An 18,579-nucleotide genomic window follows, 5' to 3' on the forward strand; every position below is an offset into this window, starting at 1 on the left:
CCGAGGGCGGCCGCAGTTGGAGTACGACACATGACACAAGGCCTGCTTGCCGCGAGCGCCGCCGAACACGGCCAGCGCGTGCTGGGCGCGGTGCTGGGAGGACTGCGCACCGGGCTGCATGAACAGGTGGCGCAGTCCTGGACGCGTTGCCTCAACGAGTACCGGCTCGATCCGGACAGCGAACCCCATCCGCCCGTGCTCGACGGCCACGCCCTCGCGCTGCGCCGGCGCCGCCTCAGCGACGTCATAGAAGCCGCGCGGCTGGAGATGAGCACGCTCTACCAGCAGCTCGCCGACAACGAGACCGCCGTGGTGCTCACCGACGGCGAGGGCGTGATCCTGCACCTCGTCACCTCGCCGGAGTTCACCACCGAGCTGGAGCCCGTGGGCTTCACCGTGGGCGCCATCTGGAACGAGGCTTGCGCCGGCACCAACGGTATGGGCACCTGCCTGGCCCTGGCCGAGCCCGTGTCCGTGCGCCGCGAGGACCATTTCTTCACCCGGCTCACCACCCTGACCTGCTCGGCCGTGCCCGTGCACGACCCGGAAGGCCGCATGGTGGCGGTGCTGGACGTCACCAGCCGCTCGGCGCTGCAGCAGCAGCACGTGCTGGTGCTGCTGGGCATGACGGCGCGCATGATCGAGAACCGCCTCATGGAGCAGCGCTTTCGCGACGCCCACCCGCTGCACTTCCACACCCGCCCCGAGCTGGTCCACACGCTGCACGAGGGGCGCCTGGCGCTGGATGCCGAAGGCGTCATACGCGCCGCCAACCGCAGTGCCCTTTTCCAGCTCGGCGTGGAGTCGCCGCAGGCCCTGTGCGGCCGCCGCCTGGAAGAGGTCTTTCAAGCCACGCTGGACGACCTGCTGGAGCGCAGCCGCGCCGCCAGCTTCCATCCCGTGCCGGTCTACCGCGTCAACGGCGCGCACCGCTTCTTTGCCGTGACGCGGCTGCCCGCGGCCGAGGCGCAGCCCGCGCGTGCGGCCACGGCCCAGGCGGCGCTGGCCGCACGCCCTGTGAAGCCGGCCGTGCCGGCGGCGTCTTCGGCAGCCACGGCCGGGCTGTCGGACGCGCAGCTCGTCCAGCAGCTGGCCACCGGCTCCCGCGTGCTGGCCCGCGGCACGCCGCTGCTGCTGCGCGGCGAAACCGGCGCCGGCAAGGAAGTGTTTGCGCGCGCCCTGCACGAGCGCAGCCCGCGCGCCACCGGCGCCTTCGTGGCCGTGAACTGCGCCAGCATCCCCGAGAGCCTCATCGAGTCCGAGCTGTTCGGCTACCGCGCCGGTGCCTTCACCGGCGCGCAGCGCACCGGGCGGCGCGGAAAGATCCTGCAGGCCGACGGCGGCACGCTGTTCCTGGACGAGATCGGCGACATGCCGCTGGAGCTGCAGGCGCGGCTGCTGCGCGTGCTCGACGAGCGCCGCGTCACGCCGCTGGGCACCGAGGACACCCACCCCGTCGATTTCCAGCTCGTCAGCGCCAGCCACCGCAACCTGCTGGAGCTGGTCGCCCAGGGGCGCTTCCGCGAAGACCTGTACTACCGCCTCGCCGGCATCGAGCTGCAGATTCCCGCGCTGCGCGAGCGCACCGACCGGCGCGAGCTCATACAGCGCATCCTGCAGGAGGAAAACGGCGCCCCGCTGGCGCTGCGCCCCGAGGCCGAGCAACTGCTCATGACCCACCGCTGGCCCGGCAACGTGCGCCAGCTCCGCCACGTGCTGCGCGCCGCCGTGGCCCTGGCCGACGGTGCGTCCGTGGGCCTGGAGCACCTGCCCTCGCTGCGCGCGTCGCTGCCCGCGCCGGCCGCGGCGGCGCCCGCCTTCTCGCCCCAGGCCGCCGCCGCGCCGGTCGCGCCCGTGTCCGTGCTGGCCGCGGGCATGGTTCCTGCGGAAACGCCCCCGCCCGCGGGGCTCAACCTGATCCAGTCGCACGAGCGGCAAGTGCTGCTGCAACTGCTGGAGCAGCACCGCTGGAACGTCAGCAACGTCGCAAAGGCGCTGGATGTCAGTCGAAACACCCTCTACCGCAAGCTCCACAAACTGCAGATCGCCGTCTCCCAGCGCGCCTGAGGGCGGCCAGGCCGCGCCCCGCTCGCGCTTCGCCTTTGCCGTCACGGGCTCCGGCCACTACCTCGAAGAGTCCATGGCCCTGGCCGCGCGGCTGCCGGCCGTGGACCTCTTCCTCTCCGCCGCCGCCGAGGAGGTGCTGCCCCAGTACGGCTTCACGCTGGACGCGCTCAAGGACCGCTTCAAGGTCTTTCGCGACAAGAGCGCCAGCTCGGTGCCCGTGGGCATGCTGTATTCGGACGTCTACCACACGGTGATCGTGGCGCCGGCCACGAGCAACACGGTGGCCAAGTGCGCGCTGGGCCTCTCCGACACGCTGCCCACCAACATGTTCGCGCAGGCCGGCAAGCTGGGCATCCCGGGCATCGTCTTCGCCTGCGACACCGAGCCCACCGTCATCACCAAGGCGCCGCGCGAGTGGGTCACGCTGCACCCGCGCCGCATCGAGCTGGAAAACGTGGAGCGGCTGCGCGCCATCGACCACTGCCGCGTGGTGTGCTCGCCCGCCGAGCTCGAAGCCGCACTGTCACGCCGCCTGCAGGAGTTGTCCCTCGCATGGAACACATCGTTTTCCTGACGGGACGCCTGGCCCAGCCGTCGCTGGAGCGCGTGCTGGCCGGCATGGAGCCGCCCTTCACCTGGGAAGTGCGCGAGATCGGCCTGCAGGTCGCCGGCCTCATGACCGCCGACATGGTGCGCCGCCGCGTCGCGGCACCCGTCCTCACCCAGGCCGAAGGCGAGGAGCCCCGCCGCGCCGACCGCCTGCTGCTGCCCGGCCGCTGCCGCGGCGACGTCGCGGCGCTGCAGGCGCACTACGGCATCCCCGTGCAGCGCGGCCCCGAGGAGCTCAAGGACTTGCCCGCCTTCTTCAACCGGCAAAGCAAGCCCGTGGACCTCTCCAGCTACCGCGTGGCCATCTTCGCGGAGATCGTGGACGCGCCGCGGCTGGACGTGGCCGGCATCGTCGAGCGCGCCCGCGGCTACGCGGCCGACGGCGCCGACGTCATCGACCTCGGCGGCCTGCCCGCCACGCCCTTCCCGCACCTGGAAGACAGCATCCGCGCCCTGAAGGCCGAAGGGCTGAAGGTCAGCTTCGACTCGCTGGATGCGGCCGAGCTGCTGCGCGGCGGCCGTGCCGGCGCCGACTACCTGCTCAGCCTGAACATCGACACGCTGTGGATCGCCGACGAGGTGCCCAGCACGCCGGTGCTCATCCCGAAAACGCCGCAGGACGAGGAGTCCCTGGCCCAGGCCATAGCGGCTATGCAGCGCAAGGGCCGCAGGTTCCTCGCCGACGCCATCCTCGATCCGCTGCCCTTCGGCTTCACCCGCTCCGTGTGCCGCTACCAGCGGCTGCGCGACCGGTTCCCCGACGTCGACATCCTCGTCGGCGTGGGCAACGTCACCGAGCTGACCGAGGCCGACACCAGCGGCATGAACGCGCTGCTGCTGGGCATGTGCGAGGAACTGCAGGCCAGCGCGATATTGACCACCCAGGTCAGCGCCCACGCCCGCCGCGCCGTGCGCGAGGCCGACGTGGCCCGCCGCCTCATGCACGCCGCCCACGGCAGCCAGAGCCTGGCCAAGGGCTTTACCGATGAGTTGCTCACGGTGCACGCCAAAAGGCCCTATCCGGACACGCCGCAGGAGATCGCGCAGAACGCGGCCGGCGTGCGCGACCCCAACTTCCGCGTGCAGGTCGCCGCCGACGGGCTGCACGTCTACAACCGCGACGGCCACCGCCTGGCGCAGGACGCCTTCGCGCTGTGGCCGCAGCTCCACCTGGACAACGACGCCGCGCACGCCTTCTACATGGGCGTGGAGCTGGCCCGCGCCGAGATCGCATGGCGGCTGGGCAAGCGCTACGTGCAGGACCAGCCGCTGGACTGGGGTTGCGCCGTGGAGCGCCCACGGGAGGCCCTGGACGCCTGGTGCGCCCCCGGCCCAACGCTGCGCAAGAAGGACGACCCCGCATGAACGACCAGATTTTCGAAACCGTGGTGAGCACGGTGTCGCCTGCCGGTAAACCCCACCTCGCCCCTCTGGGCGTGCGTTACCGCGGCGACGAGGTGGTGCTCATGCCCTTCAAGCCGTCCACGACGCTGGACAACATCCTGGCCACCGGCCACGCCGTGCTCAACGTGGTGGTGGACACGCGCGTGTTCGCCGGCTGCGTCACCGGGCGGCGCGACTGGCCGCTGCGGCCCGCCGGGCGCATCCCGGGCCTGCGGCTGGAGGCGGCGCTGTCGCACCTGGAGCTGTGCCTGCTGGCGCCGCAGGACGACCCGCAGCGCCCCGTGCTGCGCATGGCGCGCGTGCACGCCGAGCGCCATGGCGAATTCGCCGGCTTCAACCGGGCCCAGGCCGCCGTGGTGGAAGGCGCCGTGCTGGTGAGCCGGCTGCACCTGCTGCCGCGCGAAAAGATAGAGAGCGAGATGCGCTACCTGCAGATCGCCATAGACAAGACCGCCGGTCCCGCCGAGCACGAGGCCTGGCAGTGGCTGTGCGAGGCCGTGGCCCGCCACCAGGCACGGGAGGCGGCGTGACGGCGCGGCTGGAGCCGGGGCCGGTGCAGTCGGCCAACCCGCGGGCGGCTGAACCGGCCGCCACGGCCTTCGAGCGGCTGCGCGGCGGTGGCGCGGGCCGCTTGCGCATGCTCGCCAGCGTGCGCGACCTGCACGAGGCGCGGCTGGTGGCCGAGGCCGGCGTGGACGTCATAGACCTCAAGGAGCCCGCGGCCGGCGCGCTGGGGGCCGTGCCGCTGCACGTGGTGCACGAGGTCGTGGTGGCGCTGCGCGCGGCCGGCCATGCGCAGCCCGTGACCGCCACCGTCGGCGACTGGCCCGTGCACGCGCGTGACGCCGTGCTGGAGCGCGTGCGCGCCACCGCCGCCTGCGGCGTGGACGTGGTCAAGGTCGGCGTGGAGCGCGCCGACGGCGCCGCCGCGCTGCTGGCCGCGCTGGCCGGCGCGCCTGCGCCCGTGGTGCCCGTGTTCTTCGCCGACCAGGGCCTGGACGAGGCGCTGCTGGCCTTGGCGTGCTGGCTGCCCTTCCCCGGCGTGATGCTGGACACGGCCGGCAAGGCCGACGGCAGCCTGCTGGAGTGCCTGGACGCGCCTTCGGTGCGCCACTTCATCACCCGCGTGCAAGGCGCGGGCAAGCTCGCGGGCATCGCGGGCTCCCTGCGCGCCTCCCAGGCCGCGCTGCTGCGCGAGCTGGCGCCGGACCTGGCCGGCTTCCGCGGCGCGCTGTGCGAAGGGGGCCGCGCCGCCGGGCTGTCGCCGCAGCGTCTGCAAGCGCTGGCAACAGAAATAAATAATTGAGTCACCGAGATAAGTTGTGTCGGCTTGGTGGCCGCAAATTGACGCGGCCCCAATAAACCCCCGAAGCGAATACGGGTCAGCCCGATGCACGTTGGACGGAACTTGGTGAATTACTCACTGTGATTCACCATGATTTCGCCGTGCCATGTATCCTGCAGCGACGGCAACCTGATCACAATCATGCGATGCTGGCGCGTGTGTGATCATGTGCGCGGGTTTCGCAGCCTTTCCGGCGTACTCGATGTTTTTGCTGGGGACTTCCATGAAGAGGCCGCTCAACGTTTGTTTTCTGCAATTCCTGGCTGCGGCCATTCCCCTGGCGCTGATACAGGCGTACCGCGCCGATGCGAGACCGATGGAGGTGCTGAGCCGCCCCGTGCCGGCCGAGCGCATCCATTGGATGCCTGAACGCCTGTCCAGCGAGCCGGCAGCCATGCTGCACGTGGTGAGGCAATCCCATTGGAAAGGCTGGGCCCAGCCCATCACGCTGCTCATCGACGGCAAGCCCGCGGCCAGCATCAAGGACGGTGAGAACGTGATGCTGCACGTTCCCCCGGGAAAATATGTGCTTGGCCTGAGATATTCAGGCCAAGATCCTTTGAGCCCCAAGCCTGCAGCGGAACCGCGCAGCGCGGCATATTATGAAACGGTCCAGCAACTGAGCGGCGGAAAATCCCATGATTTCCGCATCGTCTCGGATGCACGCTGGAATTGGCAGTTGGACCAAAAATAAGAATTCGAGTGTGGCCTTTGGGCCACGCAAAAATTCAGGCTGCCGTGGAAGGCCCCGCCGGCGGTGGCGGCTGAAGGCGCTTGGCACGGCCCAGGGCGTGCAGTTTGTGGCCCAGGTTGGTGACCGCGGACTGGATCAGCGTATAGCAGCTGCGCAGGTATTCCACCCCCATGCGGTGCGGATCGTGTATATGCAGCCGCTGCGGGCATGACCAGTATCCCAGCAGGGCAATCTGGTGAGGCGGGAAACCCTGGCGCGTCAGTTCGTAGGCATGGCGCAGTTCCATGACCAGATACAGGTCACCCCGCTTGGGACGGAAATTGAGCAAATCCGTGCTGCGGTGCTCATTGAATTCATACCCCATTTCCTCGGCCACGCGTATGGCCAGCGGCAAAGGGGGCTGGCCTGAAACGGTATTCAATCCAAAGGATGCGGTATTGAGGCCCGCGCGCTGGCTGACCACGTGCGCAAACGCGCTGCGCTTCAAATTGGCCATGCAAACGAAAACCAGCCTGTCCACCCGTGAGAGATCCGGCCGCGTGAATTTGACCGCCGTGCCCAGGAGGTAATCGAAATTGGTGAGCAACAGCCGCGTCAAACCCCGCCGGCCCGCGTAGTTGCGCTGAACCATGTTCCTCAGGCGCCGCAGGGGGCCGGTGCTGCCGCGGTGATCGTTGTCGGGTGCTTGCTGCATGAGGACTGCGTTTGGGAGGCGGTGGAGGCGGCCGGGGGCTTGGACGGTTCAGGGGTGGCCGTGGTGTGCGGTGGCTGCGCTGGCGGGCACCGCCGGCGCGCGGCCGGCCGGCTCTGTCGCCTCCGCCTCGGTTTCCGCCCCATAGAAGGAAACGAGGCAACTTGCACGGCAGGTGCCGCAACTTGAGCCGGGATATGACCTTTGGAAAGGTTTTTGATAGCTATTCATGCCCAGGTCTGTGCACCTTCAACGCGGCATGAGCGAGAAGCACAGGCGTCATCATTTTAACTCATGTGCTGCAAGGTATTTGATAGGAATTTGTGCAAGACACATTCAATGTGCGCCCAAGGAGTTTTGGGCTGAAACGGCCATGTCCACAGGCTGCACAGTCCAGCGTGTTCCATCACAAAATGCTTGCAAATTCATTTCAGGTTCCTGCGTTGATCTTTGAATATGGCGAATCTTTCGCAAGGGCACGCCCTGCGCACCGCGGCCACAAGCCGTGGCAAATGGCGCTCATCTCAGGGGGCGAAACAGGCATTGCCTGAGGTGTGGAAAATTAATGCCGTACTTGAATTGAATATAATTGATAATTGGATCACAGGCCTGTTGTTTGTTGGATTGAGTGACGCGTAAATGTATTTTTGGTTGTTTTAAAGTGGTGCATTTTGTCATTCATGGCCTCTTTGTTTGATTTTAAATCTTTATAATCATCAATGCGTGGAAGTATTTCGCGAAGATTCTGAAAATCATCTGCCACATCCAAGGTCGATCAATTGATTTAATGTTTTATGCTGAGAAACATTGAAAATATTTCAACAGTGTCAAATAAAGTGAATATTTCAATCTCATGTGTGAGATGAGTTTCGGCAAAATTAATTTTTTGAATCAAGAGAACACTTGCCGAAGTGTTTGTCGGGATTTGCTTGGCTGCACATATTGCATGTGCGTCAATATGTTTTTTGGTAATTGTTATATTCTGGCAATCAAATCTCTTGAACTTGGATTGCGTTTCTTTGGGAAATTGAATAATTCAATATTAAATTGCGTTATATTTTATTTTGTGCGTCGCCCAGCATGTCGGCAAGTGTTGTCGGCTGTGTTGGGTTGGTGCACTAAATTGTGGGCCGCATAATGCTATTCATTGTTGATGCTGCATGCCTGTGCCGCTTGGGCGGTTTTTATGCTTGAGTAAATAAATATGGCGGGTCGAGCGATGTTTCTCGTGTCGTCTGCGGATGGCATCAGCCAAATGCCACGCATCAGGCCGGTTAAATTTCAATTCCATGCCTGAGTGAAGCTCTGGCCATGGAATGTGGCATGCCGGCGGTGCATCTGGAAATTGAAAATATTTCAGGGGAAATGGCAAAGGCAAAGGCAAAGGTGCGCGGCATGGGCCGCGCCGCCTTCACGCCGCCGCCGCCGCCGCGGTGGCGCCCGTGCGCGCCTGCGCCGTGCCCGCGGGGGCGGCCGTGTCCTGGATTTCAAAGGCTTCGAGCTTGCCCTTGAGCACCCGCACGGCCAGCCGCGTGGGCTTGTCCACCGAGGTCACCTGTTGCGCCGCGGCGGCGGCCAGCTTCTCCAGGCTCTCGCGGATCTCGTCGAGCTGCTGCCGCGTGTTCTCGAAGGCGTTCTGCGCGTACACCGTCATGCCCGCCTTGCGGTGGGCCAGGGTCTTGTCGTCGGAAAGCGACTCGTCCAGGGCGTCGATCTGGGTCGTGAGCGCCTTCACCACCGGCTCGTAGGCCGTGCCCAGCTCGGGGGCCTGCGTCGCCTCGGCCAGGGCCTGGCGCCGCGCGGCGTTGGCCTCGCGGTCCTGCGGGAACAGGTTCAGGAACTGCCAGCACACCAGCCGCACCTTCAGGGTCAGCACGTATTGCTTGCGCGTGGCGTCGAGGTTGCGCACGTGGTCGGAGAGCAGCTTGAAGAACTCGTCCGGGTCGAACTCGCCCTCGCAATGCAGGCCCTTGGTGCCGCGGTGCAGCTTGCGGTGCTGCGCCTGCAGGTCGCGCTGCACCTCGGCCAGGCCGTGGTCCAGTTGTTCCACGTCGGACACCAGCACCGGCGAGAGGTTGCCGCGCTGCACGGCCTGCAGCACGTCGTCGCGCAGGTGCTTCACGGCCTCGCCGATGACGGCCTTGCGCTCGGCCGCGTGGGTGCCGCGCACCTCGGCCAGGCCCTTGAGCGTCTCGGCCAGGGTTTCGGCGATGCCCTCCACCGACAGCCGCGCGGCCACGGCTACCGTCGTGGCGGCAATGGCGCTGCACGACAGCGGCGCCAGCGCGGGCACGCCCTTGAGCCGCGCCACGTCCACCACCTTGCCGGTGGCGCCCTTGACCATGGCCACCAGCGCCTCGTTGCCGCGGCTGGCCGCCACCGGGCCGTTGAGCAGCACTTCCATGGTCTGGCCACTGAGCCGCGCGTGCGGCAGCACGGCCGGCACCGCCTGCAGCAGCGCGGCGATGGCGCCCAACTTGGCCTCGGCCCCCGCCATGGGCGACTTGGGCAGCTTGGCCAGCCTCTGCGGGTCCAGCTTCTTCACGCCCAACAGCACCTTGCCGTCGGCGCTGCAGTAGTAGAGCTGCAGCGGCTGCACGTCGTCCAGCGCCAGGTCGGCCGCCGGGCGGGCCGGCGCCGCCCCTTCGCCCTGCGCGCCGCCGCCGTCGGCCAGCCGCGCTTCCAGTTGCGCCACGCGCTGCTGCAGGCGCTGCGTGCGGCGGGTGTTGCTCCACAAGGCCAGCCCGATCAGGGCGGTCGAGGCGGAAAGGAAATAGTCGGCAAGGTCCATGGTCAGCGGTGCAAGAAGGCCACGTGTGCGTGTCATGAGCGGCTGGTGCAGGCGATTTCCAACCTGGACAGCAAGGTAGCTGCAAGGTGAAAGCAGCCGGGCACGATTGTCCGCAGCCTAATGCCGCTGTGACAAGCTGTATCGACCTCGGGCAGCAAATTTCTGCCTTCCCGGCTGTTTTTTCAGGCTTGACTGGGCCGCGCGGGCGCATGAAGCACCACCAAGGGACGCAAAAGGGCGAGCAAAGCCCTGCGGGAGTCAGGCCGGCGCGTGGCGGCAGCCGCCGGTGAGCGCGGCGGCCACGTCGTCCAGCGCCGCCTTGTGCACCACGTCCACGGCGCAGCCGGCGCCCGCGGCCATGGCGGCAAAGCGGGCGTCGAGCACGCCGGCCTGCACCAGGGCAGGCAGATCCAGCGCCGGGTCCACGACGCAGCTCTTGACCACCACCAGCCGCTCGGCGTTGAGCCGCATGGACAGCCACAGCGCCAGGCTGTCGGAGGTGACGTCCCAGCCCGTGAGCTCGTCGGCGTGCTCCTTGAGCAGCTCCATGGGCATCCACAGCGCGGTCTTGCCCGCGCGCAGCGCGCGGCGGATGTCGGCGTCGCGCACCGCGGGCTGCAGCGCGCCGTGCTGCGAGCGCAGCAGCAGCGCCGTCTGCGCCATGCCCAGGATGGCCATGTTGTGGGCCGTCAGCTCGTCGAAGCCCCAGGCCGACTGCGCCGCGCGCACCTGGTCCACGAAGGGCCCGCCGCCCGGGACGATCACCGCCCGCCCCCGTCCCAGCGTGCCCAGCAGCGCCAGCCAGCGCCCAAGCAGCGCCGGGTCGCTTTGCAGGCTGCCGCCGAGCTTGAACACCCACATGCTCAGCGCGCTCCCCGCTCCAGCAGCAGCGCCACGGCCAGCGCCGGCGCGCACACCTGCGCCAGCCGCGCCACGCCTGGCAGGGCCTGCGGCGCCAGCCGGGCCACTTGCGAGGCGAAGAAGAGGCAGGGCCGCCCCCGCGCGGCGGCCAGCTTTTCCGCCAGGAAGGCGCCGCAGCCCGCGGCCACCAGCGGCGCACCGCGGGGCAGCGCGGCCGCGGCGATCACGCGGTCCAGGTTGCGGCCGATCTCGTTGAGCTGCTCGGCGCGCCAGGCGCGGGCGAAGTCCAGCCAGTCGGCGTCGACGGCCTCCGCGGCGTCGCGGCCCACCATGCGCGCCAGGCGGCGGCGGGTGGCCGGCGCGTCCTTGGCGCCGTGGTCGGCGGCGGGGTGCTGGTCGTGCGCGGCGTCCAGCTCGCCCAGGAGCCGGTAGACGTCGGCCGTGGTCGCGAAAAGCTCGTTCATGACGTTGTGCGGCCGGCCCTGGAAGTCGATGTGCCGCGCCAGCGCGCACAGCGGCGTGCGCGCCACGCCCTGGTAGACCAGCTCGCCGCTCATGAGGCGCTGCGCGTCGCTGCGGCCCAGCGCGGCCGGGCGCCCGTCGCGCAAGGGGATCAGGTCCGTGGTCGTGCTGCCGATGTCCACCAGCAGGCCGCGGCCCGCGCGGCGCGCGGCCAGCTCGGCCGTGGCCAGCCAGTTGGCCGAGGCGATGGCTTCCCATTGCGCCGCCACGTCGGCCAGGGCGACGAAGCCGTGCTCGCCCGCCCAGAAATCCAGCCCAATGCCCGGCTGCAGCGCCATGCGTTCGGCGATGCGGCGCACGCCGTCGGCGCGGTCCGCGAAGAAATCGGCCATCTCGCCCGTCATGGTCACGGCGTGGCGGGCGCGCTGCATGTGCGGCCAGCGCGCGCGGGCCTGGGCCAGCACGCCATCCAGCCTGTCCAGGCCCTCCCACAGCGGGCAGGGCCACTGCACGGCGTCCACCAGCTCCCCGTTGACCACGCGGCAGGCCTTCACGTGGGCGCCGCCGATGTCCCACCCCAGGGTGCCCGCCGCTTCAGGCCGCATACCGCATCTCCGCATCGGTGAAGCCGGCGAGGGCTTCCAGCGCCAGCCGCCGCCCAAGCCGCTGCGACAGCCCGGCGAAGGCGGTGGTCAGCCGCGGGTTGATCTCTATGAGCACGGGGCCGCGCTGTGCATGCCACACGAGGTCCAGCCCAACGCAGCCGCGCAGCCCGGGCAGGGCCTGCGCCGCGTCCTGCGCCAGGCGGCGCAGCGCGGGGGCGCGCGCGTCGTCCAGCGCGACGGCGCCCTGGCGCACGCCCTGGAAATGCAGCGCGCCGTCGTCGGCGCCCACGGCGATGTGCTGGGCGTTGATGCTCAGCAGCTCTGCCCCGGCGGCGCCGCACAGCAGCGACAGGCTCAGCGCCTGGCCCTCCACCCAGGGCTCCAGCGTGGCGGCCTGCTGCTGGCGCAGGCGCTGGCGCAAGTCGGCCTTGGCCTGCTCCAGCGTCCCATGCACCCGGGTGTGCAGCCCGCCCGCCCCGTCGTCGGGCTTGACCACCCAGCGCGAGGCCTGGCCCGCGCCCATGAAGCGCAGCGGCGTGGCGATGCCGTGGCGGTCCAGGTGCTCCAGCGTGGCGAGCTTGCTGCCGGCCACGCGCAGCGCCACGCTGTCGCAGCCCACCCAGCGGCGCGAGCCCACGAGCTTGCGCATGCAGGCCAGCAGCCCGGCGGTTTCGGGGGCAACCACCCAGCACAGGTCGTGCCCCGCGGCCTGGCGGCAGACGAAGTCGTGCGGCGACTCCCCCTCGCGCGGCCGCACCCATTGCAGGTTGGGCGCGCGCACGCTCTCGGCCGTGGCGGTTGCGGCGCTCACCCGGATGCCGGGAGCCCCGGCGAGGTCGGCCACCAGCGCGTCGCGCATGGCGATGCCCTGCTCCAGCAGCTCCTCGTCGTCGCCGTCCTCGCCGCCGATCAGGCCGCCGCCGCTGAGATACTCGTAAACGAACACACGCTGGGTAGGCATGGATTCATTTCTCCTCGTTCCCGTCATCGATCTGCTGGCCGGCCAGGTGGTGCGCGCCGTGCGCGGCCAGCGCAGCCAGTACCAGCCCATGCAGTCCGCCTTGTGCGCCGGCAGCGCGCCGCTGCCGCTGGCACGCGCGCTGCTGGCGCGCTGCGCGTCCGGCACGCTTTACGTCGCCGACCTGGACGCCATCCTGGGCCGCCCCGCGCAGGCCGCGCTGCTGCGCGAGCTGCTGGCCGGCTTGCCCGCCGTGACGCTGTGGCTGGACGCGGGTTTCAAAGATGCCGCCGCCGCCCACGCGACGCTGGCGGCGCTGGGCGAGGCCGCGCATCGCGTGCGCCCCGTGTTCGGCACCGAGTCGTTCAACGGCAGCGCGGCCTTCGAAGACTGCTTCGGCGAGCCGGGCGGCGCGGTGGCTGAAGACGCCGCCAAGCCCGTGTTGGGCGCGCTGCTGTCGCTGGACCAGCGCGGCGCCGCGCCCCTGGACCCGGCCGGCGCCTGGGCGCGGGCGGGGCGCTGGCCGCGCGAGCTGATCGTCATGACGCTGGACCGCGTGGGGGCCGATGCGGGGCCGGACCTGGCGACGCTGGCCGCCATACGCGAGCGCGCGCCGCGGGCCCGCCTCTTCGGCGCCGGGGGCATTCGCTCCCAGGCCGACCTGGACACCGCCCGCGCCGCCGGCGCCGCCGGCTGGCTCGTGGCCAGCGCGCTGCACGACGGCAAGCTCGGCGCGCCCTGACCCGCGGCCGGGCGGGCGCGGCAGGGTGCGGCGGGTGGCTTGGGCGGGAAACATGGCGGGGGGTTAAACACGATCTGTGCCATGGGGGCTGACGTGCCGTGTGCCGCTGCCGACGAAGAAGAAGCACACGCCTTCGGTATCCCGTGAGAGACAACGCATCGCCCCCTGCCTCGTCATCCCCGCGCAGGCGGGGACCCAGGCGGTCCCCAAGCCCGCCGGCAGCTCACGAGCCGGCGTCACGTCTGCGTTCTGGTAGGGGACCGCCTGGGTTCCCGCCTTCGCGGGAATGACGTAGTGGAGAGCGAGCCGCGACAGCTCCCGTGATGCGCAAGCCAAACCCCTCCCGCTGTCCATACGCTTTGCGCGCCTTGGCTGCACTTCGCGGCAGCCCGATGCTTTCCTAGCCATTCCCTGCCCTTCCACCCCTTCCCAACGCCACACAGTGTTTCACCCCCGCAGCACAGTGGGACAGTCCCGGCGCAGCACCCTGCCCCCGTTGCCCCCCTAAATCCCTGCCGCGCCGCGCCGCCTGCGCGTGGCATGCCCCTTGCGGACCGGGCCGCCATGGATCAAGCCGTCCCCGACGCCGGCACGCCCCCGGCCGACGCACCTCCCTGGACCTGCCCTTTCTGCTCGCTGCTGTGCGACGGCTTCGGCGTGTTGCCGCAAGCCGACAACAGCCTGCAGCTCACCGGCAGCGACTGCCCGCGCGCGCGCCGCGGCCTTTCAAGCTTCGCCGCGCAGCCCGGCCCAGCGCCCGCGCCGCTGGTCAACGGCGCCCAAGCCACGCTGGCCCAGGCCGTCAGTGCCGCGGCCCAACTGCTGCGCCGCAGCCGGCTGCCGCTGTTCGGGGGCCTGGCCACCGACGTGGCCGGCGCCCGCGCCCTCTACCGCCTGGCCGAGCGCAGCGGCGCCGTCACCGACCACCTGCACGGCAGCGCCCTCTTCAACGCCACGCGCGCGCTGCAGGACCGCGGCGGCTTCACGGCCACGCTGGCCGAGGTCCGCAACCGCGCCGACCTGCTCATCTGCCTGACCCGGCCGAGCGACAACTTCCCCGAGTTCTTCCGCCGCTGCGGCGTGGGCGACACCTCCCTCGTGGCCCAGCGCCGCCTGGTTTACCTGGGCCTGGAGCCGGACGCGCCCTCGCAGAGCGGCGTGGCGGTGGACGCGCTGCCGCTGCAGGGGGGCGACCTGTTCACCACCCTGTCCGTGCTGCAGGCCCTGTGCGCCAGCCGCCCGCTGCCGCAGGCCGACCCCGCGCTCAAGGCCCTGGCCGAGGCGCTGGCCGCCGCGCAGTACGCGGTGCTGGTGTGGGAGCCCGCCCGCCTGGGCGAGCACGGCGCGCTGGCGGCCGAAGCCGTTCACCATATCGTCAACGCGCTCAACCACGCCACGCGCGCCGCCTCGCTGCCGTTGGGCGGCAACGAGGGCGGCGGCACGGTGCAGCAGGTGTTCTCCTGGCTGTCGGGCCTGCCCACGCGCACCCACGCCTCGGCGCTGGGCCTGGAGCACGACCCGCTGCGCCACGACGCGCGGCGGCTGCTGGCCGACAAGGCCGTGGACGCGCTGCTGTGGGTCAACGCCTTCCACCCCGAGCCGCCGCCCGCGGCCGGCGTGCCGCTGGTGCTGCTGGCGCATCCGGACACGCCGCCGCCTGCCGGCGGCGAGCCCAGCGTCTTCATTCCCGTGGCCACGCCCGGCTTGGGCCGCTCCGGCCACCTCTTCCGTACCGACGGCACGGTGCTCATGCCGCTGCGCGCCCTGCGCCCCGACGGCCTGCCCGGCGTGGACCAGGTGGTGGCGGCCCTCGGCGCCGAGCTCGAAAAGGCCCAGAACGCATGACTGACTTCGTCCTGAAGAACGGCCACGTCATGGACCCGGCCTCGGGCCTGGACGTGGTGATGGACCTGCACGTGCGCGACGGCCGCATCGCCGCCGCCGACGCCGGCGCGCCGCCCTCGCAAAGCTTCGACGCCGCGGGCTGCGTGGTCATGGCCGGCGGCATAGACCTGCACACCCACATCGGCGGCGGCAAGGTCAACCTCGCTCGCATGCTGCTGCCGGAGGACCACCGCCGCGGCCGCGACCCGCTGCCGCGGCCCGTCAACCCGCTGGAATTCGATTCCTGCGGCACCTGCGCGCCGGGCACGCTGTCCACCGGCTACCGCTACGTGGAGATGGGCTACACGGCCGCCTTCGAGCCGGCCATGGTGCTGAGCAACGCGCGCCACGCGCACATGGAAATGGGCGACGTGCCCATCCTCGACCACGGCGCCTACGTGATGCTGGGCAACGAGGAGCTGTTCCTGCAGATGCTGGCCGAAGGCCAGCCCTTCGAGCGGCTGCGCGACTACGTCGGCTGGGCCATAGACGCCAGCAAGGCCATGGGCGTGAAGGTGGTCAACCCGGGCGGCATCTCGGCCTTCAAGTTCAACCAGCGCCGGCTGGACGTGGACGGCACGCACACGCACTGGGGCATCACGCCGCGCCAGGTCGTCACCACGCTGGCGCGCGCCGTGCACGAGCTGGGCCTGGCGCACCCGCTGCACATCCACGCCAGCAACCTGGGCGCGGCCGGCAACATCGCCTCGACGCTGGCCACCATTGACGCGCTCGAAGGCCTGCCCGGCCACCTCACGCACGTGCAGTTCCACAGCTACGGCAAGGAGGGGCCCTACAAGTTCTCGTCGGCGGCCCACGAGCTGGCGGAGGTGGTCAACGCCCACCCCAACGTCTCCATAGACGTCGGCCAGGTGATCTTCGGCCAGACCGTCACGGCGTCGGGCGACACCATGTCGCAGCTCGCCACCGCGGCGCTGGCGCACCCGCGCAAGTGGACCGGCGCGGACATCGAGTGCGTGGGCGGCTGCGGCGTGGTGCCCTTCAAGTACCGCGAGCAGAGCTACGTCAACGCGCTGCAGTGGTGCATCGGCCTGGAGCTGTTCCTGCTGATCAAGGACCCGTGGCGCGTGGTGCTCACCACCGACCATCCCAACGGCGGCCCGTTCACGAGCTACCCGCACCTGATACGGCTGCTCATGGACAAGAGCTTCAGAGACGAGCAGCTCTCGAAACTGCACCCGGAGGTGGCGGCGCAGTCGGCACTGAAGGACCTGACGCGCGAGTACACGCTGCAGGAAATCGCCATCATCACCCGCGCCGGCCCGGCGCGGCTGCTGGGCCTGAAGGACCGCGGGCGGCTGGCGCCCGGCTCGGCAGCCGACATCGCCGTGTACCGGCGGCAGCTCGACGCGCAGGCCATGTTCACCACGCCGGAGCTGGTGTTCAAGGACGGCACGCTGGTGGCGCAGGCCGGGCGCATCACCGCCGTGCCCACGGGCGGCACGCACTTCGTGACGCCGGAGTACGACCGCGGCATCACGCGGCTGCTGCGCAATTGGGCCGAGCGCCACGGCAGCATCCACCCCGACCACGCCGGCATAGGCCGCGACGAGCTGTGCGCCTGCTGCAACGGCGGCCGGCTGCTGCCCGCGGCCTGCTTCACCAACGCCGAGGAGGCCGGCGCATGACGACCTCCACGACCGCAGCGCCCGTGCTGCTCAACGGCGTGCTGGTGGACGACGGTTTCGCGGAAGCCTTCCCCATGAAGGGCACGCGCCTCTTGATCACGGCGCACAACCTGGCGTGGGCCCGCCACGCCGCGGTGGCCGCCACGGGCTTTGCCACTTCCGTCATCGCCTGCGGCTGCGAGGCGGCCATCGAGCGCGAGCTGGCGCCTGAAGAAACGCCGGACGGCCGCGCGGGCGTGTCGGTGCTGATCTTCTCCATGTCGGGCAAGGAGCTGGCCAAGCAGGTCGAGCGCCGCGTCGGCCAGTGCGTGCTGACCTGCCCGACGACGGCGGTGTACGCCGGCATCGACGAGGGCGAGGCCATCGCGCTGGGCAAGAACCTGCGCTTCTTCGGCGACGGCTGGCAGGTGAGCAAGGTGATCGACGGCCGGCGCTACTGGCGCGTGCCGGTGATGGACGGCGAGTTCGTTGCCCAGGAAACCACGGCGGTGGTCAAGGGCGTGGGCGGCGGCAACTTGCTGCTGGTGGCGCGCGACGTGGACGCGGCGCTGGCGGCTGCCGAAACCGCCGTGGCGGCGATGCGGGCGGTGCCCAACGTCATCATGCCCTTCCCCGGCGGCGTGGTGCGCTCCGGCTCCAAGGTGGGCAGCAAGTACAAGACGCTGCCGGCCTCCACCAACGACGCCTTCTGCCCCTCTCTGGCCGGCCTCTCGCCGCGCAGCGACCTCGCGCCCGGCCAGGACTGCGTGATGGAGATCGTCATCGACGGGCTGACCGAGGCCGACGTCGCCGCCGCCATGCGCGCGGGCCTGCACGCGGCCACGGCGCGGGGCGTGGACAGCGGCCTGCTGCGCATCACCGCCGGCAACTACGGCGGCAAGCTGGGACCCTTCCACTTCCACCTGCACAAGCTGCTGGAGGCGGCGGCATGACCTGGACTTTCACCCTCCTGCAGCCGCCGGCCTTGCGGCTGGACTTGCGCTCGCTCGTGCCCCAGGCGCTGGCCGGCATGGACGTGGCCGCGGTTGAAACGCTGCCGTTGTGGCAGGGCCGCCAGCCGCTGCCGCTGGCCGAGTTCTTCAAGGTGGCGCGCACGGACGACGGTGCCGGCGACAGCCTGGTGTTCGAGGGCGACCTCTCCCGTTGCGACCGCATCGGCTGGCAGATGGCCTCTGGCCGCATCGCCGTGCGCGGCTGCGTTGGCGACTTGCTCGGCACGGGCCTGAGCGGCGGCGAGATCACGGTGGCCGGCCATGCCGGCGAGCTGGCCGGCTGCGAGATGCAGGGCGGGCGCATCACCGTGCAGGGCAACGTGGGCGACTTTGCCGCAGCACCCTTGCCCGGGAGCATGGAAGGCGTCAAGGGCGGCGTGCTGCTGGTGCAGGGCCGCGCCGGCGCGCGGCTGGCCGACCGCATGCGCCGCGGCCTGGTGCTGGTGCACGGCGGCGCGGGCGATTTCGCCGCCTCGCGCCTGGTGGCCGGCACCGTGGCCGTGGGCGGCGCTTTAGGCGCGCACGCCGGCTTCCAGATGCGCCGCGGCACGCTGCTGTGCGCGGGCGGCTGCGCGATCGAGGCGTCGCCCAACTTCATCGCCACGCGGCACGACGTGGGCGTGATTTGGCAACTGCTGGCGCGCTCGCTGGTGGCCTATGGCGGGGCCTTTGCCGGGCTGCCGTCGCGGCGCGTGCGCCGCCTGGCCGGCGACCTGGCCACGGGCGGGCGGGGGGAAATCCTGCTGCCCGGCTGACATGGCAACGACCACGCCTTGTAGGGGGCCGCTTGCGGGCCTCCTACAGGCTGACGAACCACACCTGCTT

General features: G+C 70.1%; 17 protein-coding genes. 11 read left to right on the forward strand and 6 right to left on the reverse strand.

Annotation, left to right across the window (positions count from 1 at the left end):
• Positions 1–30 precede the first annotated feature (30 nt).
• The 6 genes from ALA01S_RS02000 (at position 31) to ALA01S_RS02025 (ending at position 6,119) form a co-directional block, all read left to right on the forward strand.
• Positions 31–2,067 (forward strand): sigma-54-dependent Fis family transcriptional regulator, encoded by a 2,037-nt coding sequence (locus ALA01S_RS02000; RefSeq protein ID WP_066331327.1) that lies wholly within the window; start codon positions 31–33, stop codon positions 2,065–2,067.
• The gene (locus tag ALA01S_RS02005) at positions 2,000–2,641 is read left to right on the forward strand and encodes a flavoprotein (RefSeq protein WP_066331334.1); all 642 of its coding nucleotides are present in this window, start codon (positions 2,000–2,002) and stop codon (positions 2,639–2,641) included. The genes ALA01S_RS02000 and ALA01S_RS02005 overlap by 68 nt, the downstream gene beginning before the upstream one ends.
• Positions 2,620–4,041 carry a DUF6513 domain-containing protein gene (locus tag ALA01S_RS02010; protein WP_066331336.1) on the forward strand — a complete coding sequence of 474 codons (1,422 nt, stop codon included), beginning with the start codon at positions 2,620–2,622 and terminating at the stop codon, positions 4,039–4,041. Before ALA01S_RS02005 ends, ALA01S_RS02010 begins: the two co-directional genes overlap by 22 nt.
• A complete protein-coding gene (locus tag ALA01S_RS02015; RefSeq protein WP_066331340.1) occupies positions 4,038–4,610 on the forward strand; it encodes a DUF447 domain-containing protein in 573 nt (190 codons plus the stop codon). The genes ALA01S_RS02010 and ALA01S_RS02015 overlap by 4 nt, the downstream gene beginning before the upstream one ends.
• Positions 4,607–5,386 (forward strand): (5-formylfuran-3-yl)methyl phosphate synthase, encoded by a 780-nt coding sequence (locus ALA01S_RS02020; protein ID WP_238455664.1) that lies wholly within the window; start codon positions 4,607–4,609, stop codon positions 5,384–5,386. Before ALA01S_RS02015 ends, ALA01S_RS02020 begins: the two co-directional genes overlap by 4 nt.
• Before the next feature lie 262 nt (positions 5,387–5,648).
• Positions 5,649–6,119, forward strand: coding sequence for a hypothetical protein (locus ALA01S_RS02025; protein ID WP_157118703.1), 471 nt, complete (start codon positions 5,649–5,651; stop codon positions 6,117–6,119).
• Between the two features lie 34 nt (positions 6,120–6,153).
• On the opposite strand, the gene ALA01S_RS02030 is transcribed toward ALA01S_RS02025, so the two are convergent.
• The 6 genes from ALA01S_RS02030 to ALA01S_RS02050 all read right to left on the reverse strand — a co-directional run bounded on the left by ALA01S_RS02030 (position 6,154) and on the right by ALA01S_RS02050 (position 12,490).
• Entirely contained in the window at positions 6,154–6,813 is a 660-nt protein-coding gene (locus ALA01S_RS02030) for an arsenate-mycothiol transferase ArsC (RefSeq protein ID WP_066331346.1), read from the reverse strand.
• Between the two features lie 598 nt (positions 6,814–7,411).
• Entirely contained in the window at positions 7,412–7,579 is a 168-nt protein-coding gene (locus ALA01S_RS32515) for a hypothetical protein (RefSeq protein WP_157118704.1), read from the reverse strand.
• 642 nt (positions 7,580–8,221) lie between these two features.
• Positions 8,222–9,601, reverse strand: a complete 1,380-nt coding sequence (locus ALA01S_RS02035) for a hypothetical protein (protein WP_066331348.1) — start codon at positions 9,599–9,601, stop codon at positions 8,222–8,224.
• A gap of 258 nt (positions 9,602–9,859) precedes the next feature.
• Complete coding sequence (locus tag ALA01S_RS02040; protein WP_066331349.1) at positions 9,860–10,462, reverse strand: amino acid kinase family protein; 603 nt, start codon at positions 10,460–10,462, stop codon at positions 9,860–9,862.
• 2 nt (positions 10,463–10,464) lie between these two features.
• Positions 10,465–11,529 (reverse strand): hydantoinase/oxoprolinase family protein, encoded by a 1,065-nt coding sequence (locus ALA01S_RS02045; RefSeq protein WP_066331351.1) that lies wholly within the window; start codon positions 11,527–11,529, stop codon positions 10,465–10,467.
• Positions 11,519–12,490 (reverse strand): ATP-grasp domain-containing protein, encoded by a 972-nt coding sequence (locus ALA01S_RS02050; protein ID WP_066331354.1) that lies wholly within the window; start codon positions 12,488–12,490, stop codon positions 11,519–11,521. Before ALA01S_RS02050 ends, ALA01S_RS02045 begins: the two co-directional genes overlap by 11 nt.
• On the opposite strand from ALA01S_RS02050, the gene ALA01S_RS02055 reads away from it, so the two are divergent.
• The 5 genes from ALA01S_RS02055 (at position 12,489) to ALA01S_RS02080 (ending at position 18,509) form a co-directional block, all read left to right on the forward strand.
• Positions 12,489–13,229 carry a HisA/HisF-related TIM barrel protein gene (locus ALA01S_RS02055; protein WP_066331355.1) on the forward strand — a complete coding sequence of 247 codons (741 nt, stop codon included), beginning with the start codon at positions 12,489–12,491 and terminating at the stop codon, positions 13,227–13,229. The two genes, ALA01S_RS02050 and ALA01S_RS02055, sit on opposite strands and share 2 nt — an antisense overlap.
• A gap of 564 nt (positions 13,230–13,793) precedes the next feature.
• Complete coding sequence (locus tag ALA01S_RS02065; RefSeq protein WP_066331358.1) at positions 13,794–15,074, forward strand: molybdopterin-binding domain-containing protein; 1,281 nt, start codon at positions 13,794–13,796, stop codon at positions 15,072–15,074.
• Positions 15,071–16,762, forward strand: coding sequence for a formylmethanofuran dehydrogenase subunit A (locus tag ALA01S_RS02070; protein ID WP_066331360.1), 1,692 nt, complete (start codon positions 15,071–15,073; stop codon positions 16,760–16,762). The genes ALA01S_RS02065 and ALA01S_RS02070 overlap by 4 nt, the downstream gene beginning before the upstream one ends.
• Positions 16,759–17,694 (forward strand): formylmethanofuran--tetrahydromethanopterin N-formyltransferase, encoded by a 936-nt coding sequence (gene fhcD / locus ALA01S_RS02075; RefSeq protein ID WP_066331362.1) that lies wholly within the window; start codon positions 16,759–16,761, stop codon positions 17,692–17,694. The genes ALA01S_RS02070 and fhcD overlap by 4 nt, the downstream gene beginning before the upstream one ends.
• A complete protein-coding gene (locus tag ALA01S_RS02080) occupies positions 17,691–18,509 on the forward strand; it encodes a formylmethanofuran dehydrogenase subunit C (protein ID WP_066331367.1) in 819 nt (272 codons plus the stop codon). Before fhcD ends, ALA01S_RS02080 begins: the two co-directional genes overlap by 4 nt.
• The last annotated feature ends 70 nt before the right edge of the window (positions 18,510–18,579 follow it).

This window comes from Azohydromonas lata NBRC 102462 (assembly GCF_001571085.1).
Taxonomy (GTDB): Bacteria; Pseudomonadota; Gammaproteobacteria; order Burkholderiales; family Burkholderiaceae_C; genus Azohydromonas; species Azohydromonas lata.